16 protein-coding genes are annotated in these 18,561 nt (G+C 46.3%); 11 read left to right on the forward strand and 5 right to left on the reverse strand.

The genetic code is table 11. The annotated features are described in order from the left end of the window. Positions 1-26: 26 nt before the first annotated feature. Both ABMY42_RS23740 and ABMY42_RS23745 read left to right on the forward strand, forming a co-directional pair. Entirely contained in the window at positions 27-1,013 is a 987-nt protein-coding gene (locus ABMY42_RS23740; protein WP_005450998.1) for a serine/threonine protein kinase, read from the forward strand. A 34-nt stretch (positions 1,014-1,047) separates the two neighbouring features. Next, complete coding sequence (locus tag ABMY42_RS23745; RefSeq protein WP_005451000.1) at positions 1,048-1,650, forward strand: thiol:disulfide interchange protein DsbA/DsbL; 603 nt, start codon at positions 1,048-1,050, stop codon at positions 1,648-1,650. Positions 1,651-1,692: 42 nt separating this feature from the next. On the opposite strand, the gene ABMY42_RS23750 is transcribed toward ABMY42_RS23745, so the two are convergent. Beyond that, positions 1,693-2,571, reverse strand: a complete 879-nt coding sequence (locus ABMY42_RS23750; protein WP_005451002.1) for an acyltransferase — start codon at positions 2,569-2,571, stop codon at positions 1,693-1,695. 164 nt (positions 2,572-2,735) lie between these two features. Here ABMY42_RS23750 and ABMY42_RS23755 point away from each other — a divergent pair, with 164 nt between their 5' ends. Then, a complete protein-coding gene (locus ABMY42_RS23755) occupies positions 2,736-3,692 on the forward strand; it encodes a DUF2860 domain-containing protein (protein WP_009699087.1) in 957 nt (318 codons plus the stop codon). A gap of 149 nt (positions 3,693-3,841) precedes the next feature. Beyond that, a complete protein-coding gene (locus ABMY42_RS23760) occupies positions 3,842-4,675 on the forward strand; it encodes a GGDEF domain-containing protein (RefSeq protein ID WP_349266864.1) in 834 nt (277 codons plus the stop codon). A 2-nt stretch (positions 4,676-4,677) separates the two neighbouring features. Here ABMY42_RS23760 and ABMY42_RS23765 read toward each other — a convergent pair whose 3' ends face one another. Then, positions 4,678-6,201, reverse strand: coding sequence for a YifB family Mg chelatase-like AAA ATPase (locus ABMY42_RS23765; RefSeq protein ID WP_283312147.1), 1,524 nt, complete (start codon positions 6,199-6,201; stop codon positions 4,678-4,680). A gap of 462 nt (positions 6,202-6,663) precedes the next feature. Between ABMY42_RS23765 and ilvG the strand changes: the two genes are divergently transcribed. Genes ilvG through ilvA form a run of 5 tightly spaced genes read left to right on the forward strand, consistent with a single transcriptional unit; the run spans position 6,664 to position 12,964 of the window. Next, positions 6,664-8,310 carry an acetolactate synthase 2 catalytic subunit gene (gene ilvG, locus ABMY42_RS23770; protein WP_009699088.1) on the forward strand — a complete coding sequence of 549 codons (1,647 nt, stop codon included), beginning with the start codon at positions 6,664-6,666 and terminating at the stop codon, positions 8,308-8,310. Between the two features lie 11 nt (positions 8,311-8,321). Further along, complete coding sequence (gene ilvM / locus ABMY42_RS23775) at positions 8,322-8,606, forward strand: acetolactate synthase 2 small subunit (RefSeq protein ID WP_005440786.1); 285 nt, start codon at positions 8,322-8,324, stop codon at positions 8,604-8,606. Positions 8,607-8,618: 12 nt separating this feature from the next. Continuing rightward, complete coding sequence (gene ilvE, locus ABMY42_RS23780; RefSeq protein WP_005451015.1) at positions 8,619-9,557, forward strand: branched-chain-amino-acid transaminase; 939 nt, start codon at positions 8,619-8,621, stop codon at positions 9,555-9,557. 13 nt (positions 9,558-9,570) lie between these two features. Further along, positions 9,571-11,412 carry a dihydroxy-acid dehydratase gene (gene ilvD, locus ABMY42_RS23785; protein ID WP_005451017.1) on the forward strand — a complete coding sequence of 614 codons (1,842 nt, stop codon included), beginning with the start codon at positions 9,571-9,573 and terminating at the stop codon, positions 11,410-11,412. A 4-nt stretch (positions 11,413-11,416) separates the two neighbouring features. Further along, complete coding sequence (gene ilvA / locus ABMY42_RS23790) at positions 11,417-12,964, forward strand: threonine ammonia-lyase, biosynthetic (protein WP_005429804.1); 1,548 nt, start codon at positions 11,417-11,419, stop codon at positions 12,962-12,964. Positions 12,965-13,001: 37 nt separating this feature from the next. On the opposite strand, the gene punR is transcribed toward ilvA, so the two are convergent. Next, positions 13,002-13,904, reverse strand: a complete 903-nt coding sequence (gene punR, locus ABMY42_RS23795) for a DNA-binding transcriptional activator PunR (protein ID WP_005451018.1) — start codon at positions 13,902-13,904, stop codon at positions 13,002-13,004. Between the two features lie 153 nt (positions 13,905-14,057). Here punR and punC point away from each other — a divergent pair, with 153 nt between their 5' ends. Then, positions 14,058-15,263, forward strand: coding sequence for a purine nucleoside transporter PunC (gene punC, locus ABMY42_RS23800; protein ID WP_005451019.1), 1,206 nt, complete (start codon positions 14,058-14,060; stop codon positions 15,261-15,263). Between the two features lie 86 nt (positions 15,264-15,349). On the opposite strand, the gene ABMY42_RS23805 is transcribed toward punC, so the two are convergent. Further along, the gene (locus ABMY42_RS23805) at positions 15,350-16,126 is read right to left on the reverse strand and encodes a transporter substrate-binding domain-containing protein (RefSeq protein ID WP_009699091.1); all 777 of its coding nucleotides are present in this window, start codon (positions 16,124-16,126) and stop codon (positions 15,350-15,352) included. Between the two features lie 122 nt (positions 16,127-16,248). Between ABMY42_RS23805 and ABMY42_RS23810 the strand changes: the two genes are divergently transcribed. Then, complete coding sequence (locus ABMY42_RS23810; RefSeq protein WP_005451021.1) at positions 16,249-16,989, forward strand: amino acid ABC transporter permease; 741 nt, start codon at positions 16,249-16,251, stop codon at positions 16,987-16,989. Positions 16,990-17,074: 85 nt separating this feature from the next. On the opposite strand, the gene glmU is transcribed toward ABMY42_RS23810, so the two are convergent. After that, positions 17,075-18,436 (reverse strand): bifunctional UDP-N-acetylglucosamine diphosphorylase/glucosamine-1-phosphate N-acetyltransferase GlmU, encoded by a 1,362-nt coding sequence (gene glmU / locus ABMY42_RS23815; RefSeq protein ID WP_009699093.1) that lies wholly within the window; start codon positions 18,434-18,436, stop codon positions 17,075-17,077. Positions 18,437-18,561 lie beyond the last annotated feature (125 nt).

An 18,561-nucleotide genomic window follows, 5' to 3' on the forward strand; every position in this document is an offset into this window, starting at 1 on the left:
GCTCAGCAATGAGCCTTTTTATTTATATGTCCCAAGGCACCTTCAACTTTGATGCCCTCACGCCAGACTTTATGTGGTACGCGTTAGAGAGCATCGGTATTCGAGCGGAATCTGGATTTCTCGCTCTCAACAGTTACGAAAACCGTGTTTACCAGTTCACCGATGAAGAACGCAAGCGCTATGTGGTGAAGTTCTACCGTCCTGAGCGCTGGAGCAATGAACAAATTCAAGAAGAACATGACTTTACCCTTGAATTGATCGACAACGAAATCCCAGTTGCTCCACCCGTGCGCATCAACGGACACACCCTACACCATTACCAAGGCTACGGCTTTGCTTTATTTGAGAGTGTGGGAGGTCGTCAATATGAAGTCGACAACTTAGATCAGCTCGAAGGTGTGGGTCGTTTTTTAGGGCGAATCCACAAAGTAGGCAGCCGCCAAGCCTTCCAGCATCGCCCAACGATTGGCTTGCAAGAATATCTTTATCAGCCAAGAAAGATTCTGCAAAACGCTAACATGATCCCAATGCATTTAGAGAACAGCTTCTTCAACGATTTAGACATGTTAATCAAATCGATTGAAAGCCACTGGCAGGATGGTTTCAATACCATTCGCCTACACGGAGATTGCCATCCGGGCAACATCTTATGGCGCGATGGTCCCATGTTTGTCGATTTGGATGACTCACGTAATGGTCCAGCAGTGCAAGACTTATGGATGCTACTCAATGGTGAGCGCCAAGATAAACTAATGCAGTTGGATATCGTCTTAGAAGCTTATCAGGAGTTTTGTGACTTTAACTCGGCAGAATTGAAACTAATCGAACCACTTCGCGGTCTACGAATGGTGCACTATATGGCATGGCTAGCAAAACGTTGGCATGACCCGGCATTTCCGCTCGCTTTTCCATGGTTCAATGAGCCAAAATACTGGGAAGGTCAGGTCCTTGCATTTAAAGAGCAGATTGCCAACTTAGAAGAAGCACCACTGTCTTTAATGCCTCAATGGTAAGTCAGGCCGAACAATTCAAAATGGAGATATTTAAATGAAAAAGCTGTTCGCACTGTTTTCTATGCTGATGCTAAGCCTGTCGGCACATGCAGCGCAATTCAAAGAAGGTGAACATTACAAAGTATTGGATCTAGAGGCATCGAAAAAGCCTGTAGTGACTGAGTTCTTCTCTTTCTACTGCCCACACTGTCATTCATTCGAGCCTATCATTCAGCAGCTGAAACAAAAGCTACCTGAAGGCGTAAAACTACAGAAGAACCACGTATCCTTCATGGGCGGAAACATGGGGCCTTCAATGAGCAAAGCATACGCGACCATGGTTGCTCTAAAAGTAGAAGATAAGATGGTGCCTGTGATGTTTAACCGTATCCACAACATGCGTAAGCCACCACGTGACGATGCTGAAATTCGTCAAATCTTCCTAGACGAAGGTGTGGACGCGAAAAAATTCGACGCAGCATTCAAAGGTTTCGCAGTCGATTCAATGGTTCGCCGTATGGACAAGCAATTTGAAAACAGCGGTCTAACAGGCGTTCCTGCAGTTATCGTTAACAATAAGTACCTAGTTCAAGCGCAAGGCATTAAGTCAATGGACGAGTACTTTGCACTAGTAAACTACTTGCTAACGCTTAAGTAATCTGTGCAAAAACAAGAAAGGGGAGCACTGTGCTCCCCTTCTTTATTTGTGTATTTCTTGCAGCAGTTGATCTTTCTCCTGCCAAACATCACCAAGCCATTGTTGGAACTGGCGTTTATACGGCTTGTCATTAAAATAATCGCCCAATACACGTTCGTCGACAGGAAGCACTTTCACACGCACGACAATCTTGGTCATACGCCCCATAAGAATATCTTTAAATGGCTTCTCCGTATTATCTGGATATGCCAAGGTCACATCAATGATGTTCTCAAATTGCTCACCCATTGCCGCTAACGTATAAGCAATACCACCTGATTTTGGCTGCAACAAATATTGATAACCCGCTCGACTTTTACGCTGCTTCTCTTGTGTAAAACGCGTTCCTTCCACGTAATTCACTACTGTAGTTGGTGTATGTTTAAACTTGGCGCAAGAGCGGCGCGTCGTTTGCAAATCTTGTCCACGTTTATGTGGATTACGAAGCAGATATTCACGAGAATAGCGACGCATAAATGGCATATCTAATGCCCAACAAGCCATACCGATAAAAGGCACGTAAAGTAACTGTTGTTTTAAGAAAAATTTAGGCATAGGGATGCGATCTTTAAATACGCAGCACAGTACAACAATATCAGTCCAACTAAGATGATTACTGATCAGTAGGTACCAACCATCTTTCTTTAAGTTTTCTCCGCCTTGAACATCCCATTCAACGCGATTAAACAAAGCAAGGATGCCTGCATTGACTGTAGCCCAAACCCACATCATTTTGTTTGCAGCTTCGGTACCCTTGGCTTTGAGCTTTGCTGTTGGAAGCAAAAGCTTAAAAATGGCAATGATACAAATAGCGATGGAACAAATCGCAGAATTTATAATCACAAAAGAAGCGTTAAAAATGAGTAACAAATATGCCAACATGGTAACCAATCAGTAACTAGTGTACGTGAACAATAAAACAGCGTGTAATTATACGAATCCGTTGCCACATTGGAATATTTGTAATAATGGTCAGATTTGTTTCACTGTAAAACCGGACCAACGCTCAACTAACATTCTTCATTCGACAAACAAGGAGAAAGCGAATGAATCCAAGGCTAACCTTACTGCCTTTGGCTCTTATCGTCAGTACAGCTCAGGCTCAACTTGCTGAAACAGCAGGTTTTAGCGGTGAAATTTCGCTCAATGCAGGCTTCGTTTCATCAGAATCTCATTTCAATACCGATAATAGCAGCACCATCAACTCTCTCGATCAAAGCGCTGAGAGTGATAGCTCCTTTATTGCTGCGCCATTAGGCAACATCGCTTATACATTTGGTAGCAAACTCAACCAGCAAATATACGTTGGTACTACGCGTGCCGATATTGCAGTGGGTACTTTAGCGTTCCAGTTAGGATATCAGTACCAATTGCCATCAGGCACAATATTAGATGTCTCTTACCTTCCTACCGTTTTAAAAGGTGAAACGTGGCGCAACCCATATAAAACAGGCTCTGCAAGACAAACCACTGACGAAGGTGGCAACGCGTACCGCTTCCAAATCAAACGCTTCTTAGATGACAACTTTAATCTTGATTTGGCATACGCAGACAAAGATGTGGAAAAAGATGAAGTCACTGACCGCACGTTAGCCCGTGACGCGAAAGTATATTACGTAAAAGGTGATTATCGTATCCCGTTGAGTCGCACATCAATGCTACAACCAGCTTTAACCTACATTAATCAAGATGCCGTTGGTGATGCCGAGTCATTTGATTCATATGGTTTAGACTTAAGCTGGTTCCAATTTATGAACCGTCACCGCTTTGCCTTAACCGCTGGCTACACAATGAAAGACTACCAATCAGCAAGCAACACGTTTGGTAAAACACGTAGCGACGACACATTAAGTCTGTTTGCGGCATACGAATACGAAAATGTATTCGATTGGCAAAACTGGTCGTTCATTTCTCTGGCTGGCTACAGCAATACCGATTCGAATATCACTTTCTACGATGAGAAAGAATATTTAGTTTCAGTTGGTATGAACTACAACTTCTAAGATCGATACTCGCAGTAAATGGGATCCATTTGCTGCGAGTATAAAATGGACTGATCGTCACAATAAAAACAATTCATTGCTCAAACAATAGCCAATCGAACGCTCTTGTGGATAATATGCGCCCTATTTATTATTTGCGAGAGCCATACATGCACATCGATCCTCAATACGCTTCCGAACAAAACTTAATGAGCGTTCTTTCCAAGAACTTTCCGGGTTTTATCGCTGTGCGAAAAGAGACAGGTGAACATGTCGCCCTCAACCAGCGCTACCGTGCTTTCTTCGAAGAAGACATTCTCGGCATCAGCTTAGACAATATGATCACAACTTGTGATAACGAAGACCTACGAGATCTGTTACTTCAATGCAAACGCAACGACCAAGCTTTGATCGACAGCAAAGCCCCGATGCGAGTGGATATTGAAACCTTTCAAAATCACCACTTTGAATCGATGCGCTACCTTACCGAAGTTAATGGTGAGCGTCATATCGTATTGATGGCATGGGATATAACAGCGCGTATCGAAGAACAAAACCAGTTAAAACAAAGCCTGCACTACGATCACCTAACAGGTGCATTAAATAAAAAAGCGTTGATGTCAGCCATACAAAAGGGCTGTGACTGCTGCGTTGTGGCTTATCTTGATTTGGATAAATTCAAGCAAGTTAACGACACTTATGGTCATGCTATTGGAGATAAAGTACTGATCGACTTTGCCACCTTAATGATGCAAAAACTGGGAGAGAATGGCACGCTCTACCGGGTTGGTGGCGATGAGTTTGTCGTCCTATTTGATTGCATGCCATTATCCAGTGCTCAAGACATCCTGTTGAATATTCGCCAATTTGTAGAAAATGATATCCATCTACATGGTATCTCATTCAGTTTTGGCTTGGTGGAGTGCCAAGGGAGTCTTGAGCAATGTATCGAGCGTGCTGACCAAGCACTCTACCAAGATAAACGCAACCGAAAGCAGGCTTAAATTTATACTGCCTGCGCCGTCAACTGTTTGAGTAATCTATCCATCGCTCGATACCCCAATGCTTCAGCAAGGTGAGTTCGTTCAATTTGTGGTGAACCTTCCAGATCAGCGATAGTACGCGCAACTTTGATGATGCGGTGATACGCGCGAATCGACAATCCCAAGCGGTGCAAAGCGTTCTCTAGAAACTCGGCATCGCTTTTTTGTAGCGGGCAAAACGCTTCAATCTCTCGACTGCCCAACAGTGCATTAACCTTACCGCTGCGATTGAGCATATCATTGCGTGCTTGATTTACTCGTTCCTTGACCGTCGCTGTTGGTTCCCCTCGATCGCCCCCTTCAGATAATGTGCCTTTCGGCAGAGCAGGAATTTCCAGCGACATATCAAAACGATCTAGAAGCGGACCTGATAAACGTCCAAGGTAGCGCAAAATAGCTTGTGGATTCGTCCGTGCTTGATTCCCTTCATAATATCCTGTCGGACTGGGGTTTAATGCACCAACCAATTGGAATCGAGCAGGAAAGCGCGTTTTACCTTGTGCTCTAGAGATAATAATTTCTCCTGACTCTAAAGGCTCTCGCAAAGAATCGAGCACCTTACGGTCAAACTCCGGCATCTCATCTAAAAACAACAACCCATTATGAGCTAGAGATATCTCGCCCGGTCTTGGTACTGAGCCACCTCCGACCAAAGCAGCCATTGAGCTGGAATGGTGCGGAGCGCGGAACGGCCGCGTCTTCCAATTGTGTTCATTGATTTCACTTTGAGTCAGCGACGCCACAGAAGCGGTTTCCATGGCTTCTTCATCGCTCATCTCTGGCAATAAATCACATAGCCGTGATGCCAACATGGTTTTACCTGTACCAGGAGGGCCAAGAAAAAGTAGGTTGTGATTGCCAGCCGCAGCAATTTCTAAAGCGCGTTTACCTTGTTGTTGACCAATGATGTCTTGTAAATCACGACCGTGCGTTTTGGTCTCTTTTTTCTTCGGGGTTTGATATAAATTCAATTGATGCTGACCACAAAGCTCAGCACACACTTCCAGTAACGATTGGGCTGATTTATGCTGCTCTTTACCCACTAATGCCGCTTGATCACCATTCGCATGAGGCACCACTAAACGACGCTGTTTTTTGTTCGCAGCCAACGCAGCAGGTAGCACGCCTTTTACAGGTCTCAGCCCTCCAGAAAGGGCTAATTCACCAACAAATTCGTAGTTTTTGAGCTTATCTGTCGCGATTTGTTCTGAAGCAGCCAAAATCCCTAATGCAATCGGCAGATCAAAGCGCCCACCTTCTTTGGGCAAGTCAGCAGGAGCCAAATTGACCGTAATTCGTTTTGCTGGGAACTGAAAGTTGGAATTAACGATCGCACTTCGGACACGATCTTTCGATTCTTTTACTGTGGTTTCCGGTAGACCCACCAGCGTAAACCCCGGCATCCCATTGCTGATGTGGACTTCCACGCTTACCGACGGCGCTTGCACACCCACACTTGCTCGACTATGAATGATTGCCAGCCCCATAATTTCCTCAAATTTTTGTTCGCTATATAACCAGATGTTTTCTATATGGATATGTTATATAGCCTGTCCAGAATGGTACTTAATGTGAAAAAAGAATGACTTTTTGCTTGTCATGCAGCAGATTTGTGTGTTACCACTAGTGACGCAAACATTTTCGTAGAACATTACACACTACTTTTTAACGAAAAAAGAACGACAGACAGATGAACTTATTCGCTCACAACAACTCACTGCTAGCCCTGATTATCGTGGTCATTATTGGCACCGCGCGGGGTATTGTGGGCGAAAGATAACCACAAATTACGAAAAACCCCCGCACTGAAAAGTCCGGGGGTTTTTTTACAACTACAAGTTGTCATCTGTCTAACCCTCAGACAGCTTAACGGGAAGAATGGGAGTGCACATGAAGTGCAAAACACATGGCGATAGCTACGAGCCACAACGTAGCAAAGGAGGTTTACGATGACCGGTGCAGAACTAGTCGTAGCCGCTTTAAGGCAACAAGGCATCGAAACGGTGTTTGGGTATCCGGGTGGAGCCATCATGCCGATCTACGATGCCTTGTATGACGGAGGTGTGGAACACATCTTATGTCGTCATGAACAAGGGGCTGCCATGGCCGCCATAGGGATGGCCCGCGCAACACAAGACGTTGCGGTTTGTATGGCAACTTCCGGACCAGGAGCCACCAACCTTGTTACTGGTCTTGCCGATGCCTTTCTCGATTCCGTTCCTCTAGTAGCCATCACAGGTCAGGTTGCTAGCTCTCATATCGGTACCGATGCATTCCAAGAAATGGATGTGATTGGTATGTCCCTAGCTTGTACCAAACACAGCTACCTAGTGACCGACATTGAAGACCTTGCTCCAACACTTGCCGAAGCGTTCGAAGTTGCAAAAACAGGTCGACCAGGTCCAGTGATTGTCGATATCGCCAAAGACGTTCAGCTTGCCCAAGCACCCATAGAACTTCTGCCTCCTTTTGTTCCACCAGCCCCTCCATTAGCAAGTGACGCCGATATCCAGCGCGCACAAGAAGTACTTGCCGCTTCAACTCGCCCAGTTTTATACGTCGGCGGCGGTGTACAGATTGCCAAAGCGACAGATGCAGTACGCGAGTTTCTACGGTTAAACCCAATGCCAGCGGTCAGCACGCTGAAAGGCTTGGGCACCATTGAACGTCATGACCCTCACTATTTAGGTATGCTGGGTATGCACGGCACTAAAGCTGCGAACCTAGTAGTTCAAGAATCTGACCTTTTGATTGTGGTTGGGGCTCGTTTTGATGATCGTGTGACGGGCAAACTCGATACCTTTGCGCCACATGCCAAAGTGATTCATATCGATATCGATGCAGCCGAAATTCACAAGCTTCGCCATGCTAATGCACCACTTCGCGGTGAAATCAGCAAGATTCTTCCTCAACTAGAACTGACTCAAGATATCTCCCCTTGGGTGCATCACAGCGAAAGTCTGCGTAGCGGATTCAAATGGCGTTACGACCACCCAGGCGAGTTGATCTACGCACCGCTACTACTCAAACAACTGTCTGACATGATGCCGGATAGCTCAATTGTGTCGACCGACGTCGGTCAGCACCAGATGTGGGCAGCACAACATATCCAACCACGCGATCCGCAAAACTTCATCACTTCGGCCGGTCTTGGCACCATGGGTTTTGGTCTGCCAGCCGCAATGGGTGCCGCGGTCGCACGTCCTGATGATCAGTCTATCCTTATTACAGGTGACGGTTCATTTATGATGAACGTGCAGGAGTTGGGCACGCTAAAGCGTCGTCAGATTCCAGTGAAGATAGTCCTTCTTAACAACCAACGTCTTGGCATGGTTCGCCAATGGCAGTCGCTATTCTTCGACGGTCGTCATAGCGAAACCATTCTTGATGACAACCCAGATTTCGTGATGCTTGCAAAAGCCTTCGATATCCCGGGCAAGACCATCACCAAGAAAGAAGAAGTCGAACCGGCTCTCAAAGAGATGCTAGAAAGTAAGACTTCTTACATGCTTCACGTTTTAATCGATGAGGAAGAAAACGTGTGGCCACTTGTACCGCCAGGTGCATCAAATAGTGACATGTTGGAAAACACTTAAGAGGCAATCACATGGACAGATATTTACTCGACATCAAAGCCGACGACAAACCGGTACTGTTAGAGCGCGTTCTTCGTGTGATTCGTCACCGAGGCTTTGTGATCAAACAAGTCGCAGCTACCCAAAACCATGAAAGCAAAGTAGCCAGCGTAGAGATCATCGTCGACAGCGATCGACCTATCTCGTTCTTGGTCAATCAAATTGAGAAGTTGTGGGATATTCGTACCGTAGAAGTACTTAAGATCCGCAACGATGAACTCCCAAATCACAACTTACAACAACACGTAAGTGCATAAGGAAGGCAATAAATGGCAACGAAAACTGCAGATTACATTTGGTTTAATGGCGAGATGCTCCCGTGGGCTGAAGCGAACGTTCACGTTCTTACTCACGCAATGCATTACGGCACCTCTGTTTTTGAAGGCGTACGCTGTTACAACACGCCAAAAGGACCAATTGTCTTCCGTCACCGTGAACATGCGCAACGTCTAAAAGATTCAGCCAAGATTTACCGCTTCCCGATTCCATACTCTGTGGAAGAAATTATGGAAGCAACACGTGAAACCCTTCGCCAGAACAAGCTCGACAGTGCTTACATTCGTCCATTGGGCTTTGTGGGCAATGTTGGCTTGGGTGTTTGCCCGCCTGTTGGCACTGAAATGGATCTGATCATTGCGGCTTTCCCTTGGGGGTCTTACCTAGGTGAAGAAGCGTTAGAGAAAGGTGTTGATGCGATGATTTCAAGCTGGAACCGTGCAGCACCAAATACTATCCCTACCGCAGCGAAAGCAGGTGGTAACTACCTATCTTCACTGCTCGTTGGCGGTGAAGCTCGTCGTCACGGTTATGATGAAGGCATCGCTCTCAGCGTAGATGGTTACTTATCGGAAGGCGCAGGTGAAAACATCTTTGTTATCAAAGATGGCGTCATCACAACACCACCAGCAACCAGCGCTATTCTGCCAGGCATCACTCGCGATTCAATCATGACCATTGCGCGTGATAAAGGCTATGAAGTTCGTGAAGCAAACATTGCTCGTGAAGCCCTTTACCTTGCTGACGAAGTCTTCATGACAGGCACAGCCGCTGAAGTCGTGCCTGTTGCAACCATCGACAAAATTGAAGTAGGCAGCGGTAAGCGCGGTCCTATCACCAAAGAACTACAAGCGGCCTATTTCGGCCTATTTAACGGCACCACGGAAGATAAGTGGGGCTGGTTAGACTATGTGTACCCAGAACAGAAGTAAGAAGGATTAGGAAATGCCAAAATATAGATCAGCAACCACCACACATGGTCGTAACATGGCGGGAGCACGTGCATTATGGCGTGCCACTGGCGTCAAAGAAGAAGACTTCGGTAAACCAATCATCGCAGTAGTAAACTCATTTACTCAGTTTGTTCCGGGTCACGTACACCTGAAAGATATGGGTCAGCTTGTAGCACGCGAAATCGAAAAAGCTGGCGGTATCGCAAAAGAATTCAACACCATCGCCGTTGATGATGGTATCGCAATGGGTCACGGTGGCATGCTGTACTCATTGCCTTCACGCGAACTGATCGCAGACTCCGTTGAGTACATGGTAAACGCACACTGTGCCGATGCTATGGTGTGTATCTCTAACTGTGACAAAATCACTCCGGGAATGTTGATGGCATCAATGCGTCTCAACATTCCTGTTATCTTTGTTTCTGGTGGTCCTATGGAAGCGGGTAAAACCAAGCTTTCCGATCAGATCATCAAGCTAGACCTTGTTGATGCAATGATCCAGGGCGCAGATCCAAAAGTTTCTGATGAGCAAAGCGAACAGATCGAGCGCAGTGCATGCCCAACGTGTGGATCTTGTTCAGGCATGTTTACCGCAAACTCGATGAACTGTTTAACTGAAGCACTCGGTCTTTCTCAGCCGGGCAACGGTTCTATGTTGGCGACTCACGCAGACCGTGAACAGCTATTCCTCAACGCGGGTCGACGCATTGTTGAACTGACTCGTCGTTACTACGAGCAAGATGACGAATCCGCATTACCACGCAACATCGCAACCTTTGATGCCTTTGAAAATGCTATGGCACTGGACATCGCAATGGGTGGCTCAACCAATACGATTTTGCACTTATTGGCAGCAGCGCAAGAAGGCGAAGTTGATTTTGATATGGAAGATATCGATCGCCTGTCTCGCCAAGTACCGCACCTGTGTAAAGTCGCACCGTCCACTCAGAAATATCACATGGAAGACGTGCACCGCGCTGGTGGTGTAATGGCTATCCTTGGTGAGCTTGACCGTGCAGGTCTACTGCACAATGATGCGCGCACCGTACTTGGTCTTTCCATGAAAGAGCAGCTCGCAAAATACGACATCATCCAAACTGAAGACGAAGAAGTACTCAAGTTCTACCGCGCAGGTCCTGCAGGTATTCGTACTACACAAGCATTCTCACAAGATTGTCGCTGGGATCGACTTGATGATGACCGCGCTGAAGGTTGTATTCGTGCCAAAGACAATGCTTTCAGCCAAGAAGGTGGTCTAGCTGTTCTATCTGGCAATATCGCACTTGATGGCTGTATCGTTAAGACCGCTGGCGTTGATGAAAGCATTCTTAAGTTCACAGGTCCTGCCGTGGTTTTCGAGAGCCAAGAAGACGCCGTTGAAGGCATCTTAGGCGGAAAAGTTAAAGCGGGCGACGTGGTAATTATCCGCTACGAAGGTCCTAAAGGTGGTCCGGGCATGCAAGAAATGCTGTACCCAACCACTTACTTGAAATCGATGGGACTCGGTAAAGAGTGTGCACTTCTGACTGACGGTCGCTTCTCTGGAGGCACATCAGGTCTGTCTATTGGTCACGCCTCTCCTGAAGCGGCAAATGGCGGTGCGATTGGTCTGGTAAAAGAAGGCGATATGATCGCAATTGATATTCCAAATCGTTCAATTTCACTCCAAGTATCTGAACAAGAGCTTGCTGAGCGACGTGCAAAACAAGACGAACTAGGCTGGAAACCTGTTGACCGCCAACGTGAAGTTTCATTTGCACTCAAAGCTTACGCAAGTATGGCAACCAGTGCTGACAAAGGTGCAGTACGAGACAAATCTAAGCTCGAGGGCTAGCTTTATGAGTCAACCCTTTCCCTTAAAACAGGAAAACCAATCTGGTGCAGATTATCTGCGCCAGATCTTGCGAGCTCCTGTGTATGAAGTTGCGACAGTCACCCCATTGCAAGAAATGCCTCGCCTTGCTGCACGCATTGGTAACAATGTGCAAATCAAGCGCGAAGATCGCCAGCCCGTACACTCGTTCAAACTGCGCGGCGCTTACAACATGGTTGCAAGCCTGTCTGAAGCACAAAAAGCCGCTGGTGTCATTGCTGCATCCGCAGGTAATCACGCCCAAGGCATGGCGCTTTCGGGTACAAAGCTAGGCATAAAAACCACCATTGTGATGCCAAAAACCACACCAGATATCAAAGTCGATGCGGTACGCGGGTTTGGTGGCAACGTGGTGCTGCATGGCAGTAATTTTGATGAAGCAAAAGCGGAAGCTGAGCGCCTATCCGAGTTAAACGGTTATACCTTTGTCCCACCATTCGATCATCCACTGGTGATTGCAGGTCAAGGTACTATCGGCATGGAAATGCTGCAGCAAAATGGTCACCTGGATTACATCTTCGTACCTGTTGGTGGTGGCGGTTTAGCCGCAGGCGTAGCGGTGCTTGTGAAGCAGTTGATGCCAGAAATCAAAGTAATTGCGGTCGAGCCAGAAGACTCTTCATGCTTAAAAGCAGCTTTGGATGCTGGCGAGCCAGTCGTACTAGACCAAGTCAGCATGTTTGCCGATGGCGTCGCAGTAAAGCGCATTGGTGAAGAGACGTTTCGTCTGTGCCAAAAGTACATTGATGGGCATATCGCAGTCTCCAGTGATGAAATCTGCGCTGCTGTGAAAGACATCTTTGAAGATACTCGTGCTATCGCAGAACCTTCCGGCGCACTTGCTCTAGCGGGCTTAAAGAAGTTTGCTGAGCAAAACAAACTCGAAGGCAAAAATCTAGGCACCGTACTGTCAGGCGCCAACACCAACTTCCATGGTTTGCGTTATGTTTCTGAACGCTGCGAGCTTGGTGAGAAACGTGAAGGCCTGCTTGCGGTCACCATTCCTGAGCGTCAAGGTGCCTTCTTTGAGTTCTGTAACCTCATTGGCGGTCGTGCCGTAACGGAGTTTAACTATCGTTACAACGATGACGCACTGGCGAATATCTTTGTCGGTGTGCGTTTGCAAGGCGGTCAGGAAGAACTAGAAAACATCATCCATGACTTGCGTGATGGTGGTTACCCTGTGGTTGACCTCTCTGATGATGAAATGGCGAAACTGCACGTACGCTACATGATTGGTGGTAAGCCATCTAAGCCACTCAAAGAACGCCTCTACAGCTTTGAGTTTCCAGAATATCCGGGAGCGCTACTGAAGTTCTTGAGTACACTCGGTACCCATTGGAATATCAGCTTGTTCAACTACCGTAACCACGGGGCTGACTACGGACGCGTTTTATGTGGTTTCGAGTTAGATGAAAGCGATTTAGCTCAGTTTTCTGCGCATTTGCGCGAACTTGGCTATCAATGCAAAGACGAAACAGATAACCCGTCTTACAAGTTTTTCTTGTCTTAGAGCCGCCAAAGCCACTTTCCTTGAAAGTGGCTTTTTGTTAGTACTGCAGCCAATCCTGATGCAGTTTATTTGGTGTGCCTAAGTAATCCACCATCCATTGAATCAACTTGTGATTGTCATCTTTACGCCACACCAAACAACATTGGCTCAACGGTTTATCATCCTCCAGGACTTTTTCCACCAGCACACCATCGTGGATCAGTGGCATGGCAATATGGCGCGGCATGTAACCGACTCCTACTCCATTCTTCAGACATTCGATCGCGCTATACCAATTAGGTAACAGCAGACGACGCTGTTTCGGATAATGACCAGTATGACGTTTTGGCAGCACGTTCGAGGTATCATCGAGACAGATCGCCGGAAATTGACTCACAAACTCTTCTGTCAGGACTTGCTGGCGAACACAAGGGTGCGCAGGTGACATAACAAATGCCCAATCCAATACCCCCATGTCTTTTACTTCAAAATCCCCCCCAACTGGAATCGCTGACGTTGCACCGACGACAATATCAGCACGCCCTTGGGCAATCGCTTCCCATGAGCCGTTAAACACTTCCATGTTGATTTGCAGCTCAGCAAATTCAAACTCACGATAAAAATCTTCAACCAAAGGCTTAAGCTTATCGAGCTTAACCACGTTATCCAGTGTGAGCTTCAATGTTGACTGCCAACCATGTGCCGCGCGGCGAGTTTGCGCTTTCACTTCAGCCATTTGTCGTAGCATTAAACGCGCTTCTTCAATGAACAGCTCTCCAGCTGGTGTCAGTTCCACTTTTCTCGGTAATCGACGGAACAACACTACATCGAGATCTTGCTCTACTTGACGAACACCGTAGCTGATCGCAGAAGGGACTTTATGCAGCACTTCAGCAGCCGCAGTAAAACTGCCCAATCGAGCAACGGTATCGAGCATTTCCAGTGAAGACTTGGAGAACATGATTTCGACCTTTCAAAATTTTTGATTGATAACCAATAATTTTAGCGTTTTATTTTCTTAAAATCGAAAAATAGAATGGCGAGGTAAATAAATCAGGGTTGGCGCCAACTGATATTGACTAAAAAATGATTAAATAATTTGATTGGTTGAATCATGAAAATATCAAAACTACAACTCGTTTACCTTGCAGCCTTGTCTATGCTTGGCTTTATTGCGACCGATATGTACCTACCTGCGTTCAAAGCGATGGAAATCGACTTTGCAACAGGTCCAGAACAAATCGCACTTTCACTGACCGTATTTCTTGTTGGTATGGCTTTTGGTCAATTGATGTGGGGCTTGGCTTCAGACAAATTTGGACACCGTAATACACTGGCAGCTGGTTTAGTGCTGTTTACTGTTGCGTCCTTCGGTCTCGCATTCAGTGAGCAAGTGTGGCAACTATTAGCATTGCGCTTTGTTCAAGCAATTGGTGTCTGTGCCCCAGCTGTTATTTGGCAAGCGATGGTGATCAAACGTCACTCTAGCAGTAGCCAGCAGATTTTTGCGACCATCATGCCGCTGGTGGCTCTGTCTCCAGCATTAGCACCTCAGTTAGGTGTACTGCTCGCAGATAGTTTTGGCTGGCATAGTATTTTTGTAGCGTTGACACTGATGGGCGTACTGCTTGTCGTTGCGACAATGGCGCAAAAAAATGAAAAGGCAGAAACAAAACAAACCAGCATGTCGTCTGACATCAAAGCACTTCTAGGATCTAAAACTTACCTAGGCAACGTGTTTATGTTTGCGACGGCATCTGCAGCTTTCTTCGCTTACCTAACAGGTATGCCAGAAATCATGTCTCAACTCGGCTACGAAGCAAAAGACATCGGTTTGAGCTTTATCCCACAAACCATTGCTTTCATGGTGGGTGGTTACCTAGGTAAAGTTGGTGTTCGCAAATTTGGTGATGAAAAAATTCTGCGTCAGTTGATCGGTTTATTCAGTGTTGCCGCGTTGCTTATCTTTGTAGCTTCGCAGTGGGAATTGACCTCCATCTGGCCAATCCTAGCGCCTTTCTGTTTGATTGCGGTAGCGAATGGTGCACTGTACCCAATCGTAGTAAACCGTGCATTGGCAAGTGCGAAGCAAAGCCCTGCAACCGCAGCTGGTTTGCAAAACAGCCTGCAAATTACCGTGAGCAGCCTATCAAGCGCACTAGTAGCAGCGATGGCAAGCCAAGCTCAGATGGTAACGGGTGTTGCAATCATCATCTGTATGGGTGGTCTATGGATGGGTTACATCTTGTCTAACCGTGAATTATCTAAACACTTCACAACTCCAGACAATGCTCGCGTAGTGAGTGAAGACGAGCTTTAGATTCAATTCAAAGTCATCTTAATTAAAACAAAGAGCCGCTGCTGAGCGGCTCTTTTATTCTGTGATAGTAACAATAAGCAACGAACTTACATGCTCTTCAGTCCCCACTTTTCAGCGGTTTGCTCAAAGAAGCCTTGGGTTTTCTTCAACTCAACCCAATGATTGATGTAATTAATCCATACTTGATCATCTTGAGGTAGCAGCATCGCAATAGGGGTAGGCTTACGAGGCTCCTTCACCGGCACTATCGCCAGTTGCTTAAACTTGGTCACCAACGTTGCCGCTTCTACATTGGATGTTACCGATACATCAGCGCGGCGAGCTAATAATTCTTGGAAATCACGCGCAGGCGCTTCAATCACAATATGTTGTGCAGATGGAAAGAAATCTTTGACCATCTTTTCTTGCACTGTCCCCAGCGTAGCCGCCACTTTTACATCAGGTTTGTCAAAGTCAGCCCAATCAGAGAACTTCGCTAAGTCTTTCTTTTGTACAACAGGAACAAACGCAAGGTAGAAATACGGTTGGCTATAACCCGCAACTTTCGCTCGTGACATATTCAATGATGCACTACCCGTAATATCGTATTTGTTGGCAGTAATGCCATTGACTAGCGTTTTCCAATCGGTCGCGACGTATTCCACCTTAACACCAAGATCTTTAGCAAGCTCAGAGGTGACGTCGATATCAAAACCACGATAGCTATTGGTCGCTGGATCTTTCATCGTCATCGGATTCCAATCCCCTGTCGTCCCGACACGCAACACACCTTTATCTAAGATCTCTTGTAGACGACTTTCTGCATGAGCGACTTGAGTTATCGCAAGCAAACACATTCCTAGCGCAAGCAAAGTTTTTTTCATTTTCTATTCCCTTAAAAGAATGACGGTAGGAGATATTCCCTTTAATTATTAACCATTAGTACGGCTTCATTGATAACATAGCAGCAACAAAGGAAGTTTTTTAGTCAGTTCAGGGAGTAAATGTGAACTATCGACATCTATGCTTAGTTTCGCTGCTGTTTCTCACCGGTTGTTCCGATTATCAGTGGGGCTGGTATGTGCTTGACCCATCAACCGAGCAAGGGCTGACAAACATCAAGTTTTTGGTCGCCGGTTTTAATGACACGATCCAAGTGTCACTACTCAGCATGCTGTTTGCAATGACCATCGGATTGCTCATTGCTCTTCCCGCCCTTTCTGACTCTCCGGTGCTCAAGTGGATCAACCGCGTTTATGTGGAAGTGATCCGCTCTATTCCCGTTTTGGTATTGTTGCTGTGGGTGTATTACGGAATGCCAACGTTACTCGATGTATCCCTAAACCACTTTTGGGCAGGTGTCATTGCGCTAACTATCGCAGAAAGTGCCTTTATGGCGGAAGTATTTAGAGGGGGAATCCAAGCAATCAGTCGCGGACAACACGAGGCAGCGGAGTCATTAGGGTTAAACTACTGGCAAAAAATGCGCTTAGTGATCCTTCCACAAGCATTTCGCCAAATCTTACCGCCGCTGGGGAATCAATTCGTTTATATCCTTAAGATGAGTTCTTTAGTCAGCGTAATCGGTCTAAGCGACTTAACAAGGCGTGCTAATGAATTGGTCGTGAATGAGTACTTACCATTAGAGATCTATACATTTCTCGTCTTAGAGTATTTGGTGCTGATTCTTTTGGTCTCTCAAGCGGTTCGCTGGCTAGAAAAACGCATAGCGATTCCGAGTCACTAAACTCTCCCTTTCACAACACTAGATACAACAAAGCCGCTCAGATGAGCGGCTTTGGTTTATTTCGGTTAAAGAAAGCAGCTGAGGCTTACTTTTGTTTTACCGGGCGTTGCCAACCGGTAATTTTGCGCTCTTTCGCACGAGTAATCACAAGCTCACCTTCTGCAACGTCTTTGGTTAATGTCGTACCAGCACCAATCGTTGCACCATCAGCAATCGTCACTGGCGCAACAAGCTGGCTATCTGAGCCAACGAAGACGTCGTTACCAATGATGGTCTTAAACTTGTTCGCACCATCGTAGTTACAAGTGATGGTACCTGCACCGATGTTAGTACGTTGACCGATTTCTGCATCACCTAGATAAGTTAGGTGGTTCGCTTTAGAGCCTTCACCGATACGTGCATTTTTCACTTCTACGAAGTTACCTACGTGAGAATCGTTACGCATTTCTGCGCCAGGACGTAGGCGCGTGAATGGACCAACTGTACATTCTTCACCAACTGTTGCACCTTCAATCACACTGTAAGGACGAACCACCGTGTTATCATCGATTTCACAGTCTTTCAGTACACAACCAGCACCGATTACGACGTTATCACCCAGTGATACTTTACCTTCGATGATCACGTTTGCATCGATTTCACAATCCATACCGCATTGCAGTTCACCGCGTAGGTCAAAACGTGCTGGATCACGCAGCATTACGCCTTGCTCTAATAGCTTCTGTGCTTGCATTGATTGGAATGCACGCTCAAGACGAGCCAGTTGAGCACGGTCGTTAACGCCTTCTACTTCAATCGCGTTTACTGGGTGCACCGCCTCAACCGCGCGACCTTCATCGTGCGCTGCCGCGATAACGTCTGTTAAGTAGTATTCGCCTTGTGCGTTTTCATTATTTAGACCAGCAAGCCAGCGTTTCAGGTCACCACCTGTCGCCACCAGCACACCAGTATTACATTCTTTGATGAGCTTCTGCTCTTCTGTTGCGTCTTTTTGCTCGACGATCGCCACTACTGGACCATTTTTACGAATGATACGACCGTAACCCATTGGGTTATCTAGCATCACTGTTAGTAGTGCAATACCGCCTGTTGGTTGTGCATCTAATAGGTTTTCAATCGTTTCTGCTGAAATCAGTGGAACATCACCGTAAAGCACCAGTACTTTTTCATCGTCTTCAAACTTCGGAGACGCTTGATCAACCGCGTGACCTGTACCTAGTTGCTCCGCTTGCAGTACCCAATTAACCGGCTCTTTTGCTAGCGTTTGTTGCATTTGATCACCACCGTGACCATATACTAGGTGGATGTTTTGTGCGCCAAGACCTGTACATGTATCGATAACATGTTTTGCCATCGGCTTCCCTGCCAAAGTGTGTAGCACTTTAGGCATGTTCGAATACATACGGGTACCTTTACCCGCAGCAAGAATCACAGCACTGAATTTCATTAATAACCTATTGACGTTCTATTTTAATTGGGCGTTATTTTAAACACCTTGGAAGGATTAGTTAATGGTGAGATGTAAATTTCCAACTAAAATTAATCAAAAAGGCGACCAATTGGCCGCCTTTT

It is taken from the genome of Vibrio sp. SSH13-20, assembly GCF_040104475.1.
In the GTDB taxonomy this organism is placed as follows: domain Bacteria; phylum Pseudomonadota; class Gammaproteobacteria; order Enterobacterales; family Vibrionaceae; genus Vibrio; species Vibrio harveyi.

What these genes read in the sequence shown, in the direction of transcription:
- ABMY42_RS23740 (WP_005450998.1), top strand. Translation starts at nt 27, where the DNA reads ATGTCCCAAGGCACCTTCAACTTTGATGCCCTCACGCCAGACTTTATG.
- ABMY42_RS23745 (WP_005451000.1), top strand. Translation starts at nt 1,048, where the DNA reads ATGAAAAAGCTGTTCGCACTGTTTTCTATGCTGATGCTAAGCCTGTCG.
- ABMY42_RS23750 (WP_005451002.1), bottom strand. Translation starts at nt 2,571, where the DNA reads ATGTTGGCATATTTGTTACTCATTTTTAACGCTTCTTTTGTGATTATA.
- ABMY42_RS23755 (WP_009699087.1), top strand. Translation starts at nt 2,736, where the DNA reads ATGAATCCAAGGCTAACCTTACTGCCTTTGGCTCTTATCGTCAGTACA.
- ABMY42_RS23760 (WP_349266864.1), top strand. Translation starts at nt 3,842, where the DNA reads ATGCACATCGATCCTCAATACGCTTCCGAACAAAACTTAATGAGCGTT.
- ABMY42_RS23765 (WP_283312147.1), bottom strand. Translation starts at nt 6,201, where the DNA reads ATGGGGCTGGCAATCATTCATAGTCGAGCAAGTGTGGGTGTGCAAGCG.
- ilvG (WP_009699088.1), top strand. Translation starts at nt 6,664, where the DNA reads ATGACCGGTGCAGAACTAGTCGTAGCCGCTTTAAGGCAACAAGGCATC.
- ilvM (WP_005440786.1), top strand. Translation starts at nt 8,322, where the DNA reads ATGGACAGATATTTACTCGACATCAAAGCCGACGACAAACCGGTACTG.
- ilvE (WP_005451015.1), top strand. Translation starts at nt 8,619, where the DNA reads ATGGCAACGAAAACTGCAGATTACATTTGGTTTAATGGCGAGATGCTC.
- ilvD (WP_005451017.1), top strand. Translation starts at nt 9,571, where the DNA reads ATGCCAAAATATAGATCAGCAACCACCACACATGGTCGTAACATGGCG.
- ilvA (WP_005429804.1), top strand. Translation starts at nt 11,417, where the DNA reads ATGAGTCAACCCTTTCCCTTAAAACAGGAAAACCAATCTGGTGCAGAT.
- punR (WP_005451018.1), bottom strand. Translation starts at nt 13,904, where the DNA reads ATGTTCTCCAAGTCTTCACTGGAAATGCTCGATACCGTTGCTCGATTG.
- punC (WP_005451019.1), top strand. Translation starts at nt 14,058, where the DNA reads ATGAAAATATCAAAACTACAACTCGTTTACCTTGCAGCCTTGTCTATG.
- ABMY42_RS23805 (WP_009699091.1), bottom strand. Translation starts at nt 16,126, where the DNA reads ATGAAAAAAACTTTGCTTGCGCTAGGAATGTGTTTGCTTGCGATAACT.
- glmU (WP_009699093.1), bottom strand. Translation starts at nt 18,436, where the DNA reads ATGAAATTCAGTGCTGTGATTCTTGCTGCGGGTAAAGGTACCCGTATG.